The 12835-nt window shown below is 72.1% G+C and carries 12 protein-coding genes; 5 read left to right on the forward strand and 7 right to left on the reverse strand.

What is annotated here, in order from left to right:
- Positions 1-247: 247 nt before the first annotated feature.
- From BL253_RS04535 to BL253_RS04555, 5 genes are read right to left on the reverse strand one after another with little or no spacing between them, the layout of a single operon-like run.
- Positions 248-1363 (reverse strand): ABC transporter ATP-binding protein, encoded by a 1116-nt coding sequence (locus tag BL253_RS04535; protein WP_076813849.1) that lies wholly within the window; start codon positions 1361-1363, stop codon positions 248-250.
- The gene (locus BL253_RS04540; protein ID WP_076813851.1) at positions 1363-2283 is read right to left on the reverse strand and encodes a class II fructose-bisphosphate aldolase; all 921 of its coding nucleotides are present in this window, start codon (positions 2281-2283) and stop codon (positions 1363-1365) included. The genes BL253_RS04535 and BL253_RS04540 overlap by 1 nt, the downstream gene beginning before the upstream one ends.
- On the reverse strand, positions 2280-3278 hold the full coding sequence (locus BL253_RS04545; RefSeq protein WP_076813852.1) for a 1-phosphofructokinase family hexose kinase: 999 nt from the start codon (positions 3276-3278) through the stop codon (positions 2280-2282). The genes BL253_RS04540 and BL253_RS04545 overlap by 4 nt, the downstream gene beginning before the upstream one ends.
- Positions 3275-4219 (reverse strand): SIS domain-containing protein, encoded by a 945-nt coding sequence (locus tag BL253_RS04550; RefSeq protein ID WP_076813854.1) that lies wholly within the window; start codon positions 4217-4219, stop codon positions 3275-3277. Before BL253_RS04550 ends, BL253_RS04545 begins: the two co-directional genes overlap by 4 nt.
- Complete coding sequence (locus BL253_RS04555; protein ID WP_241834523.1) at positions 4216-5352, reverse strand: carbohydrate kinase family protein; 1137 nt, start codon at positions 5350-5352, stop codon at positions 4216-4218. The genes BL253_RS04550 and BL253_RS04555 overlap by 4 nt, the downstream gene beginning before the upstream one ends.
- A 98-nt stretch (positions 5353-5450) precedes the next feature.
- Here BL253_RS04555 and melA point away from each other — a divergent pair, with 98 nt between their 5' ends.
- Positions 5451-6767, forward strand: a complete 1317-nt coding sequence (melA, locus tag BL253_RS04560; RefSeq protein ID WP_076813856.1) for an alpha-galactosidase — start codon at positions 5451-5453, stop codon at positions 6765-6767.
- A gap of 42 nt (positions 6768-6809) precedes the next feature.
- On the opposite strand, the gene BL253_RS04565 is transcribed toward melA, so the two are convergent.
- Positions 6810-7589, reverse strand: coding sequence for a DeoR/GlpR family DNA-binding transcription regulator (locus BL253_RS04565; protein WP_076813858.1), 780 nt, complete (start codon positions 7587-7589; stop codon positions 6810-6812).
- Between the two features lie 150 nt (positions 7590-7739).
- Between BL253_RS04565 and BL253_RS04570 the strand changes: the two genes are divergently transcribed.
- The 4 genes from BL253_RS04570 (at position 7740) to BL253_RS04585 (ending at position 11596) form a co-directional block, all read left to right on the forward strand.
- The gene (locus tag BL253_RS04570; protein WP_076813860.1) at positions 7740-9071 is read left to right on the forward strand and encodes an ABC transporter substrate-binding protein; all 1332 of its coding nucleotides are present in this window, start codon (positions 7740-7742) and stop codon (positions 9069-9071) included.
- A 224-nt stretch (positions 9072-9295) separates the two neighbouring features.
- Entirely contained in the window at positions 9296-10138 is an 843-nt protein-coding gene (locus BL253_RS04575; RefSeq protein WP_241834524.1) for a carbohydrate ABC transporter permease, read from the forward strand.
- A complete protein-coding gene (locus BL253_RS04580) occupies positions 10135-11058 on the forward strand; it encodes a carbohydrate ABC transporter permease (protein WP_241834525.1) in 924 nt (307 codons plus the stop codon). Before BL253_RS04575 ends, BL253_RS04580 begins: the two co-directional genes overlap by 4 nt.
- Before the next feature lie 94 nt (positions 11059-11152).
- On the forward strand, positions 11153-11596 hold the full coding sequence (locus BL253_RS04585; RefSeq protein WP_076813862.1) for a VOC family protein: 444 nt from the start codon (positions 11153-11155) through the stop codon (positions 11594-11596).
- Between the two features lie 34 nt (positions 11597-11630).
- On the opposite strand, the gene BL253_RS04590 is transcribed toward BL253_RS04585, so the two are convergent.
- Positions 11631-12800, reverse strand: coding sequence for an aromatic ring-hydroxylating oxygenase subunit alpha (locus BL253_RS04590; protein ID WP_076813969.1), 1170 nt, complete (start codon positions 12798-12800; stop codon positions 11631-11633).
- Positions 12801-12835: the final 35 nt, after the last annotated feature.

A 12835-nucleotide genomic window follows, 5' to 3' on the forward strand; every position in this document is an offset into this window, starting at 1 on the left:
GCCCCGCCGCCGCATTTTCATGATCTGGTGGGATTTTGGGAGCTGTCGCGCCGAGGATCCCACCAGATCATGAACGGCCCGCGCGTCTGGGATCGGGTTGCGGGAGTCGGCGCGGTGCGATCGTCCGGCCAGTCGTTCCGGATCAGGGCAGGCGGAACGCACTGGAGCGCCGCCTCGGGAACGAAGGAGGACGTGGCCGAAGCCGACCGCCAACCTCCAGATGCCGCCCGCGCCGACAGGAACGCCGTCAGGTGAGGCGGCGGCCGGAGTCGGCGTTGAAGACGTGCTCGACGGGGCCCGTCAGGGTGAGGGGGAGCGTCTCGCCGCGGGCCGGGTCGACGCGGCGGTCCACCCGGACGACGAAGGGCTTGTCGCGGGTGTCGTCGCCTGGCAGCGTGCCGTGCACGTAGGAGTCCGCGCCGAGGTGCTCGACCAGGGTGACCCGCAACGACAGCGAGCCCGGGCCGTCCTGCGTGTTCAGCGTGTCCGGCGTGGCGACGGCGAAGGACTCGGGGCGTAGCCCGACGGTGATCTCCTTCCCCTTCGTCATCCGCACCGCGGAACGCGCCGTCGGCGCCAGGGGGAGAAGCGCGCCGCCCAGACGGATGGAACCGTCGGTGCGGCCGACCCAGCGCAGGTTCATGGCCGGCGAGCCGATGAAGCCGGCGACGAAGACGTTGGCGGGCCGGTCGTAGATGGCGCGCGGGGTGTCGACCTGCTGCAGCTCGCCGTCGTTCAGCAGCGCGACCCGGTGGCCCATGGTCATGGCCTCGGTCTGGTCGTGGGTGACGTACACGGTCGTCGTCCCCAGCCGGGCCTGCAGGGCGGCGATGTTGGCGCGGGTCTCGACGCGCAGCTTCGCGTCCAGGTTGGACAGCGGCTCGTCCATGAGGAAGACCCGCGGCTCGCGGACGATCGCCCGGCCCATCGCGACCCGTTGCCGCTGGCCGCCCGAGAGGGCCTTGGGCCTGCGGTCGAGGTAGGGCACCAGGTCGAGAAGCCTCGCCGCCTCCAGGACCTTCGCCTTGCGTTCCTGCTTGCCGATCCCGCTCAGCTTCAGCGAGAACGCCATGTTGTCCGCGACCGAGAGATGCGGGTAGAGCGCGTAGTTCTGGAACACCATGGCGATGTCCCGTTCCCGGGGTGCCCACCTGGTCACGTCGTCGTCCCCGATGCGGATCTCGCCCTCGTCGACGTCCTCCAGGCCGGCGAGCATCCGCAGTGCGGTCGACTTGCCGGAGCCGGAGGGCCCGACCAGCACCATGAACTCGCCGTCCGCGATGTCGAGGTCCAGTGCCTTCAGCGCGGCGGCGGAACTGCCGGCGTACCGGCGGCTCGCGCCTATGTAGCGGACCTCGGCCATCAGCGTGACCCTCCCGAGTTTCCCGAGTTTCCCGAGCCCGTCGAGCCCGTCGAGCCCGTCGAGCCGGCCGTGCCCGCCGAGACGACGGACAGCAGGTCGAGCACCGTGGCCGTGATCTCATCGCGGGCCTTCGCCAGGTAGGTCCGCGGATCGACGAGCCTCGGGTCGCCGGCGAGCACCCGCCGGACGGCGCCCGTCATGGCGACGTTCAGCGCGGTGCCGATGTTCACCTTGCTGATGCCGGCGGCGACGGCGGCGCGCAGCGTCTCGGCCGGGACGCCGGACGACCCGTGCAGCACCAGTGGGACGGACAGCCGCGCGCGGAGCCGCTCGATCAGGGGAATGTCCAGGACCGCGGACCGCGAGGTCATGGCGTGCGAGCTTCCGACCGCGACGGCCAGGGCGTCCACGCCCGTCTCGTCGACGAACCGCCGCGCCTCGTCCGGGTCGGTGCGCACTCCCGGCTCGTGGGCGCCCCGAGGCGCGTCCGGCTTGCCGCCGACGTAGCCGAGCTCGGCCTCCACCCAGAGCCCCGCCGCCTGCGCGGCCGATCGGGCGCGGCTGGTGCGCTCGACGTTCTCCCGGTAGGGCAGCGGCCCGCCGTCGTACATCAGGGAGCTGAACCCGGCCTCGGCCGCCTCGGCGACGAGTCCGTCCTCGGTGACGTGGTCGAGGTGCAGGGCGATGGGAACGTCCGCGAGCCGGGCCACGGCGCCGGCCGCGGCGGCGATCGGGACCACCTTCCCGCCGTGGAACGACACCGCGTTCTGGCTGATCTGGAAGATCAGCGGAGTCTGGCTGATCTCGGCGGCGTGGGCGATGGCCTCGGCGTGCTCAAGCGTGATGACGTTGAAGGCCGCGACGCCTCCGCCGCGAGCAGCCGCCGCGGCGACCAGCTCGCCCGTGCTGACGAGGGTCATCGGGCGGCCCGCCCCAGCGGCTCGGCGGTCACGCCGACGGACTCCCGCTCGTAGTCGGCGGTGTCGAGCTCGCCGGCCGTGGGGGACAGCACGGCGGCCGCGGCGAGGGCGACGCAGTCCACCAGCAGCGGCCCGAGCGCCGTGCCGGCCCGCAACCCCCGGGCGAGCCCGGCCACGACCGCGTCGCCCGCGCCGGTCGGATTCCCCGCCAACCGGCGCCGGGGCCTCGCCCGCCACCCGCCCTCGCCCTCGCCCTCGACGGCGATCAGGCCGTCGGCGCCGAGCGAGGCCACGACCGTGACCGTCCACCGCTCGGCGACCGCGCGGGCCGCGATCACAGGATCCGCCGCCGTAGAGCCCGCCGCCGCCGTAGAGCCCGCCGCCACCGCCGAACCCGCCGCCGGATCCGCCGGGTCGGCCTCGCCGGCGCAGTCCCGCAGCTCGTCGGCGTTCGGCTTGACGATGGTCGGTCCCGCGGCGAGGGCGGCGACCAGCGCCGGCCCGCTGGCGTCGAGCACGACCGGTCGCCCGTCGGCGCGGGCGACGCGGACCAGCTGCGCGAGGCCGTCGACCGGCGCGTCGGCGGGCAGCGTGCCGCTGAGCACCACGACGTCGGCGCCCGGGATCAGCTCGGCCGCCCGGGCGAGGAACCGAGACCAGTCGTCCACCCGCGCCGGCTCGTTGAGCAGGGTGACGGTGCCGGTGGCCTCGTCGACGATGGCGACGGTCCGCCTGGTCGCGCTGGCGGTGGGCACCACCTCGTGGGGGACGCGCAGGCGGGTCAGGCCGGCCATCAGCTCGGCCCCGGTGTCGCCGCCGGCCGTGGTGAGCAGCCGGGTGTCCTCGCCGAGCAGGCGCAGGAGCCGGGCGACGTTCGTGGCCTTGCCCCCTGGCCGGCGCGCCGTCTCCTCGACCCGGTTCGTGGCGCCCACCGCCAGCCGCTCGACCCGGTAGGTGACGTCGATCGCCGGGCTCGCCGAGACGCAGAGGATCACGGCGCGGCACCGGCCGGGGACGCGGCACCCGCGGGGGAGGTGGGAGAGGCGGGGGAGAGGATGACGGAGCGGGTCAGGTGGCGCGGCCGGTCGGGGTCGAAGCCCTGGCGCCCCGCGAGCGCCACGCCCAGCCGCTGGACCCGGACGAGATCGGCGACCGGGTCGAGGTCGTCGTTGACGATCGTCGCGCCCGTGCCCACGACGTCGTCGACCAGGCCCGGCGCCGGCTCGCCGAAGATCCAGACGACCCGCCCGGGCTCGGCGATGGAGATCGGCCCGTGCCGGTACTCCAGCTGGGGGTAGCTCTCCGTCCAGACGCGCGCGGACTCGCGCATCTTCAGCGCCGCCTCGGCCGCGATGCCGGCGCCCCACCCGCTGCCGACGAACGTGAACTGGCTCGCCGCCTCGACCGCCGGGTCGAGGCCGTGCTCACCGCCGAGGATCCGGGCCGCCTGCACCGCCGCCGCCTCGACGGAGTCACCGAGCGACGCCCGCAGCAGCGTCAGCGCCGTGGTGGCGAAGACGGTCTGCACGACGGACGCCTCGCCAGCGAAGTCGAGCACGATCGCCGCCTCGGCCTCGGCCTCGACCGGCGAGCCCGCGACCGAGGTGATGGCGGTGACGGGCGCCGCGGTGGCGCCGACGGCCCGCAGCACCTCGGTCGTCACGCCGGACCGGCTGATGGCGACGACGCGGTCGTAGCCGCGGGCCGCGGGCCACTGGCCGGCGGCGAACGCGTCGGTCTCACCGGCCCCGGCCGCCTCCCGCAGCGCGGCGTAGGCGGCGGCCATGAACCAGGAGGTCCCGCACCCGAGGACGGCGACCCGCTCGCCGGGCCGGGGCAGGAGGTCCGCGACCTGGGGGAGAAGCTCGCACGCCTGGGCCCACGCCCGCGGCTGTCGGGCGATCTCGCGGCCGGCGTGTGACGTGGTCTCGGTCATGATGCCCTTCGGTCGTCGACCAGCAGGTCGAGGGTGGGTTGGGCCGCGGTGCCCCCCACGGCGCGGACCGAGCGGGAGCCGGCGACGACGCCGCGCCGCAGGCATTCGGGCAGCGGCAGCGACCGCAGCCAGGCGTCGAGGAACGCGGCGTTGAAGCTGTCGCCGGCGCCGGTGGCGTCCACCGGAACCGTCGGTACGGCGGGCACGCTGGCGAGCTCGCCGTCCTCGCCGACCGCGCGCGCACCCCGCTCGCCGTCCTTGACGACGACGAGCGGGCCGCGGCTGGCGAGGACGCGGCAGGCGGCGATGAGGTCCAGGTCGTCTCCGGCCTCTCCGGCCTCTCCGGCCTCTCCGGCCTCTCCGGTGACCCCGGCCGCCCCGGCGGCGCGCGCGAGCGCGAGCGCCTCGCGGCGGTTCGGCAGCAGCAGGTCGACATGCGCCAGTAGTGGTTCGACGCCGGCCCAGGCCCGGGCGGGATCGTCATTGGTGTCCAGGGACGTGGTCACGCCGGCAGCTCTGAGCTCGGGGAGCAGCTCGGCGAGCCCGGCGGCCAGCGCCGACTGGAGGAACAGCGAGCAGATGTGGACGTGCCGGAGGCCCGCGGGCTCCGTCTGCTCGCGACCGTCGACCTGCTCGCGACCGTCGACCTGCTCGACCTGCTCGACCTGCTCGGGCCGCTTGAGTCGTTCGGCGGCGGCGCGGACGTCGGCGGCGGTGAGCGTCGAGATGGTCCCCGTCAGCGTGAGGATGGCGCGGTCGGCTCCGGTCGACAGGACGACGGTCAGGCCGGTCGGCTGGTCCGGCCGGACGACGAGGGTGCTCGTGTCGACCCCGGCCGCCGCCAGCGCGCTCGTCATCGTCGCGCCGAGACTGTCCGCGCCGATCGCCGCGACGAGGGCGACGGGGCGCCCGAGCCTGGCGAAGCCGTGGGCCGTGATCCCGGCGGAGCCGCCCACGACCAGCGCGGCGGTGTCGAGCAGCTGCTCGGCCTGGCCGAACCGGGGCACGACGTCGCCGCCCAGGACCAGGTCGGGGTTGAGGTCGCCGACGACGAGCACCCGGCGGGAGCGCGCGCGGCGGGGCCGCGCGCGATCGGCGTCCGCGCGGTCGGCGCGCACCCCGTCCTCCGGCATGGCGCCAGTGTGTCGTAAGCCGTTCTTTGTGTCCACAAACGCTCAGAAAAGGTGATTGATCCTGTCCCTTTCGCGCGTCGCCGTGCGATGCTCGCCGCGTGACCACCGTCTGCTTCGTCGGCGCCGGCTCCGCCGAGTTCACCCGGCAGCTGCTGCGCGACCTGTTGACCTACGACGACCTCGGGCCGCTGACGCTCGTCATGCACGACGTCGACCCCCGCCGCCTCGAGCTCGCGGAGAACCTGGCGCGCGTCGCGGTCGAGCGCCACGCGCGCGAGGCCACCATCCGCGGGTCGCTCGACCGCGCGGCCGCGGTGAGCGGCGCCGACTTCGTCATCAACGCGGTCAACATCGGCGGCCACGCCGCGACGCTGACCGACTTCGAGGTCCCGGCCCGGTTCGGCCTGCGCCAGACGATCGCCGACACGCTGGGCCCCGGCGGTGTCTTCCGCGGGCTGCGGACCTTCGGCTTCCTCGACGGCCTGGCGACCGACCTGCGCGCCGAGGCGCCCGACGCCTGGCTGCTGAACTACACCAACCCGATGGCGATGAACATCCAGTTCCTCACCACCCGCCATCCGGAGCTGAAGGTCCTGGGGCTGTGCCACTCCGTCTACTGGACGGTGCACGACCTGTGCGAGCTGATCGGCGTCCCGTTCGGCGACGTGTCGTTCCACAGCGCCGGGGTCAACCACCAGGCCTGGGTGCTGCGCTGGGAGCGCGACGGCGTGGACCTGTACCCGGAGCTGGACCGCCGCATCGCCGCGGACCCGCAGCTGCGCCGCCGGGTCCGCGTCGACATGTACCGCCGGCTCGGCTTCTACCCGACCGAGACCAGCGAGCACTCCGCCGAGTACGTCCCCTGGTACCTGCGCGAGCCGCGCGAGGTCGAGCGGTTGCGGATACCGATCGACGACTACGTGGGGATCAGCGCTCGCAACCTGGCCGACGTCGAGGCGCTGATGCCGGTGGTGGCGGCCGGCGGGTACGTCGAGCCGGAGGAGGAGGCGGCCGAGTACGCCCCGCAGGTGATCCACAGCATGGTCACCGGGACGGCGCGCACGATCCAGGCGACCGTGCGCAACGACGCGCTCATCGACAACCTGCCGGCCGGGGCGGCGGTGGAGGTCCCGTGCCGCGTCGACGCGACCGGTGCGGCCCCGCTCCCCGCCGGCGACCTGCCAGCGCAGTGCGCGGCCCTCAACCGGACGTTCCTGTCGGTGGTCGACCTGACGGTGCGGGCGGCCACCCTTGGCAGGCCGGACCACATCCGGCACGCGCTGATGGCCGATCCCAACACCGCGGCCAGCCTGAGCGTGGAGGAGATCTGGCGGCTGGCGGACGAACTGGTGGCGGCGCACGGCGAGCGGCTGCCGGAGCCGCTGCGGGTGCGGCTCGGCGACCCCGTGTCCTGACGCCTGGCCGTCAGGGCGCCGGCCGCCGGGGCCGCCCCCCGGTCAGGGCGCCGTGGCGGCGTCGACCACGTGGACGGTCGGGCCGAGCCGCTCGAGCGCGGCGACCTCCTCGGCGCTGATGCCGGAGTCGGTGACCAGGTCCGAGGCCGCCGAGACGTCGCTGATCTTGGCGAAGCTGCGCTTTCCGATCTTGCTGGAGTCCGCCACGACGATGACACGCTCGGCCGCCCGCAGCAGGGACTGGTTGGTGTGCGCCTCGACCTCGTGGTGGGTGGTGAACCCGGCGACGGGGTCGACGCCGTCGACACCCACGATGGCGACGTCGACGTTGATGTTGGACAGGGTCAGGTCGGCCAGCGGGCCGACGAGCTCGTAGGACTCGCCGCGCACGCTGCCGCCGCACACCACGAGCTCGATGTTCGCGCGGACCGCCAGCTCCGAGGCGATGTTGAGCGCGCTCGTCACCACCCGCAGACCGGGCCGGGACGCGAGCATCCGGGCGACCTCGGTCGTGGTCGAGCCGCCGTTGATGCCCAGCGAGCCGACGTCGTCGGGCAGCAGGCGCGCGACGCACTGCGCGATTGCGCGTTTGGCCTCGTGGCGCTGGCCGCCGCGGTAACGCATCGGTAGCTCGTAGAGCACGCCCGACGCGACCGCCCCACCGTGGGTACGGGTGAGAAGTTGTTGCTCCTCCAGCAGGTGCAGGTCGCGGCGGATCGAGGCCCGCGAGAGCTTGAGGTCCTGGGCGAGGTCGTCGACTCCCACCGAGCCGGTCTCGTTGAGCCGCTGGAGGATGATCCCTAAACGGTCTTCGCGGCGCATGCCTGCACGATACGCGCATCTCACTGCTCGTTTGTCCGTACGTCTTGACCGTTTTGGGCACTAAGTGCAACACTGCGCACAATAGTTGATCGATCATGCGCGATTTGCTCGCGCGATCGACCCAGCCGCGTCGACCAAGGAGCGCCGACCATGGCTTCCCGCCCTGTAGCCAGTACCTGGATCGCGACACGGGGGCGGCGGCTGGGGGCGCTGACAGCGAGCACCCTGCTGGTGGCCGCCACGGTCGCCGCCTGCGGCGGGGGTGGGAGCGGGGGCAGTGGGACCGCCGACGACCCGACGACGATCACGCTGACGCACGGCTACACCGACGCCGAGGCGGCGGCGATCACGTCCCTGGTCGGCGAGTGGAACACCGACCACCCGACGACCAAGGTGAAGATCGAGTTCAACGGCGGGAACGACAACGCGCTGCAGAAGACCGTCGCGGGCTTCACGGCCGGCAACTATCCCGACGTCGCCTACGAGTTCGGCTCGTCGGCCGCCCAGCTGGCCCGCCAGCCGAAGCTGATCGACCTCACCGCCACGGTGGCCTCGCCCGCCTTCGACTGGGACGACTTCTACCCGTCCGAGCGCGAGGCCACCACCGTCGACGGGAAGGTCGTCGGGATCCCGGCGCTCGTGGACAACCTGAGCCTCGTCTACAACAAGAAGCTGTTCGAGCAGGCCGGGGTCGCGCCGCCCACGGACTCCTGGACCTGGGAGGACTTCCGCGCCGCGGCGAAGAAGCTCACCGACCCGGCCAGCAAGTCCTTCGGCTGGGCGTATGTGAACGACGGCAGCGAGGACACCGTGTGGCGGTACCTCCCGCTGCTCTGGCAGGCCGGCGGTGACCTGCTCACCGAGGACAACAAGGCGCCCGCGTTCGACTCGGCCGCCGGGCTCGCCGCCCTGGGGCAGCTGCGGGACATGGTCGTCACCGACAGGTCCGTGTACCTGGACACCGGCAACCAGAACTACCTGAACCTCTTCAACAGCGGCAAGATCGCGATGCTGTGGACCGGCCCGTGGGACCTGTCCAGCATCACGTCCGACGTCGACTACGGCGTGAGCGTCCTGCCGGGCTACCAGGGCAACCACGAGACGGTCTCGGGCCCCGACATCTACATGCTCTTCGACCACTCCGGCCCGCGGCACCAGGTCGCGATCGACTTCATCACCTGGCTCACCTCGGCGAAGGTGCACCTGAAGTTCTCCATCGCGACCGGTGACCTGCCGCTGCGCAAGTCGGAGACGGCGCTTCCGGAGTACCAGACCTTCCTGCAGAAGTACCCGGGCGCGAAGGTGTTCGTCGACAACCTCGACAACGTGCGGCACGTCCGCCCGAACATCGCCTCCTACGCCGAGGTGTCCACCGCGGTGGGGCAGATGGTGCAGTCCGTGCTCCTCGGGCAGGCCCAGCCGCAGGCGGCCCTCGACTCCGCCAAGGCGCAGGTGACGTCCGCGCTGTCCCAGCACTCGTGAGTTCCGCCGGCGGCGTCGGGGAGCGCGGCTCACGGGCCGCGCGCTCCCGGGTACCGCGACGCACGATCCTGCCCGGGCGGACGCCGCCCGGGCAGGGGCGGGCCGGGCAGGATCAGGCCCGGCAGGACCAGGCCGAGGCCCCCGCGCGCCGACGCCGGTCTGGTCGGCCGGGGCGGCGGGGGCCTGTCCGCCGGGGGCTCGGCGACGGCCTGGTCGGCTGGGCGATGATCTCGCCGAGCGTGCTGCTGATCGGCCTGTTCGGGCTGGTCCCGGTCGTCTGGTCGTTCGTGCTGTCGTTCCAGCACAACGACCTGCAGACGCCGGCGACGTCGGCCGGCTTCGCCAACTACCGCGACCTGGTCCACGACGAGGTGTTCCTCGCGGCTGTCCGCCGCACCCTCCTCTACACCGCGGTCTTCGTGCCGGTGACCCTGCTGCTCTCCCTGTTGGCCGCGGCCGCGCTGAACCGGCGGATCCGCGGGATGTCGGTCTACCGGTTGGCGTTCTTCATTCCCGTCGTCACGTCGACGGTGGCCACCGGGGTCGTCTTCACCTGGCTCCTGGACCCGGCGTACGGGCTCGTCAACACCGTGCTGGCGAAGGCGGGGCTGCCGACGTCGGGATTCTTCGCCTCGCCGCACGCCGCGCTGTTCTCCGTCGTCGCGATGACCGTCTGGGGCTGGGTCGGCTTCGGCACCCTGATCTACCTCGCCGGCCTCCAGGGCGTCCCGGGTGACGTCATCGAGGCCGCCCAGATCGACGGCTGCTCGAAGGCCGGCGCGTTCTGGCGTATCCAGGTGCCCTTGCTGAAGCCGGTCACCGGGTTTCTCACGGTCTGGCTCACGATCAACGCCCTGCAGCTGTTCGACGAGGTCTACGTGACGACCAGGGGCGGGCCGCTGAACGCGACGAACGTCGTCGTCTACTACCTCTACAAGCAGGCCTTCGAGCTCTTCCACGCGGGCTACGCCGCCGCGATGGCCACGGTGCTGTTCCTGATCATCGCGCTGGTCACCTGGGCGCAGACCCGGCTCGCCCGGGACGCCTCGACGGGGGGCCGGTCATGACGGAGCCGGCCTCGACGGCGCTGGACCTGTCGGGGGCGGCCGAATCGGGGCCGGCCACGACGGTCGCCGAGCTGCCGGGGCGGCGCTGGTGGCGCCACCGGCCGCGGCGGTGGCGGCGGCGGCCTTCGGGCTGGCATCTCGTGCTCATCCCCGCGTCGCTGCTGATGGTCGTGCCGCTGCTGTTCATGCTCGGAACGTCGCTCTCGACGCGGGAGGAGACCCGCCGGTTCCCGCCGGGCGTGCCGGGCGCGCTGCACTGGAGCAACTTCTCGCAGGCCTGGACCGAGTCGCCGTTCGGCCGCTGGCTGCTCAACAGCGCGATCGTCTCGGTCACCTGTGTGGTGACGAACCTGGTGCTGTGCAGCCTCGCCGGCTACGCGTTCGCCCGGCTTCGCTTCCCGGGCAGCCGGCTGGCTTTCGGCGCGATCCTCGCGACGCTGATGGTCCCGTTCCAGGTCCTGATGATCCCGACGCTGCTCATCATCAAGTACCTGGGGATCGTCAACTCGCTGCCGGCGCTCATCGTCCCGAACCTGGTGACGCCCTTCGGCATCTACTTGCTGCGCCAGTTCTTCCTGACGTTGCCGGTCGAGCTGGAAGAAGCGGCGCTCATCGACGGCGCGAGTCGTTTCCGGATCCTGCGCAGTGTGCTGTTGCCCCTGATGGGTCCGCCGCTGAGCACCGTGGGCGTCCTGACCTTCCTGACGGTCTGGAACGAGTTCCTGTGGCCGCTCGTCGTCACCTCCTCATCCGACGTGATGACCGTGCAGATCGGTCTCGCGACCTTCCAGAGCGCCCATTTCACGGACTGGCCGGTGCTCATGGCCGCGACGCTGATGAGCCAGATCCCGGTGATGCTGCTCTTCCTCGCCGGCCAGCGCTACTTCGTCAGCTCGATCGCGAACACGGGAATCAAGTGACCGGCGCCGRCCCTGGCGTTGGTGCGACTCGCCGGCCTGTGGCAAAATGCAAGGAGACTCTTGCATTCGAGCTGGTCCGCGGAGGAGCACGTCCATGGACGCGGCGCCGTTCCACATCGGCATAACGACCAACGACCTCGCCGCCTCGATGAGGGATCTCGCGAACGCCCTTGGCGTGTCCTGGACAGCACCGGCGACGCCGCCGGGGCTCTACCACACGGTGGACGGCGTGCCCCAGCCACGGCCGAAGTCGTGCATCTCGAGGGAAGGGCCGGTGCATATCGACCTCATCGAGGGCAGGCCGGGGACCATCTGGGAGACGAACGGGCCCCGCCTGCATCACTACGCCTACTGGACGGACGATCTCGAAGGAGACGTCACGCGCCTCGGCACGGAGGGCTGGAGCCTGGAGATGACACTGCCCGACGAGGCGGGCCGCCCGACGCTGTTCGCGTACCTCCGACGCGACGACGGGTTCCGCCTCGAGCTCATCGACGACGCCAACCGAGCCGACTACACCGCCCGCCTGCGCGCCTGACAGGACGCCGCCCGCCGCCCGCCGCCGAGCTCGCCTACGCGGGCTGCTCGCTCGGCGGGCCGAGCGCCCGCCGCAACGACATCGTCAGGTGCTGCATCACCGGCTCGTTGCGGCCGAACACCAGCGTCTCGGGGCTGTAGGGCGCACGCAGCGCGGCRCCGACCTTGGCCGCCATCGCGTAGTCCTCCTGGTCCACCACGGTCTGGCAGGCCCAGCGGATCTCCTGCTCCAGCTTCGCGGCCTCCTCGGGCTCCGCCGGCGCGGTGCGGCGGTACGCGTAGTGCATCGCCACGGTCTCGTGGAGGCTCTCACCGGGATAGATGGTGAAGATCTCCAGCCGTTCGCCGAAGACGACCGACAGGCTCAGGTTCGGGAAGAGCCGGTAGTTCAGATTGATGTGCCCGTCGTCAACGGGGCGCCACTGCTCCTCCGGCCGCTCCCGCAGCTGGTCGATGGTGCGCATGGTCGACGTCATGAGCGCGTGGTCGCCGTAGAAGTCGGCGATCGAGGTGTTCCCGTACACCAGCGGTCCCGCGGTATTCTTGTGCAGGTAGGCGAAGTGGTAGGTCTCCAGATGGGTGCCCCACGCCACCTTCCAGTTCGCGCCGACCCGGTGCGGGTGCGACGGCGCGACCGACTGCCAGGTGTCGAAGCCGAACGACGCGAACTGCTCGGACAGGCCGCCGAGGTACTCGTCGATCTCGAACGTCGCCTCCGGGTGCGCGGCGGCGAAGATCATGCCATGGCGCTCCTCGACGGGCAACTCGATGAGGCCGCGGCTGTCCCGGTCCAGCTCGGCGAACCCCTCGGCGTCGGTGACGCCGGCCAGCCTGCCCTCGATGTCGTAGGACCAGGCGTGGAACGGGCAGACGAAGCGGCGTGCCTGACTGCCGCGACCAGGCTCGACGACGCGGACGCCGCGGTGGCGGCACATGTTCAGGAACGCCCGCACGCGTCCGCTGGCGTCCCGGGTGAGGAGTATCGGAGTGCCGGTCGCGTCGAAGGTCAGCCACGATCTCGGCCCCGGCAGGTCGCGGCTCAGACCGACGAACATGGGATAGCGGCCGAAGATGACGCGCCTCTCCCGTTCCCACTGCTCGGGTGACCGGTATCCATCCAGCGGCTCCTCCATCAGGTGCGGAGCCATGTCGGTCGTCTTGTTGTCCAGCAGGGCCAGCGTCCGGCGCCCCAGCTCACGTTGCATCTCCGGTTTCACAGCGCCCCTGCCTTTCCGTGGCT

This window comes from Pseudofrankia asymbiotica (assembly GCF_001983105.1).
Lineage (GTDB): Bacteria > Actinomycetota > Actinomycetes > Frankiales > Frankiaceae > Pseudofrankia > Pseudofrankia asymbiotica.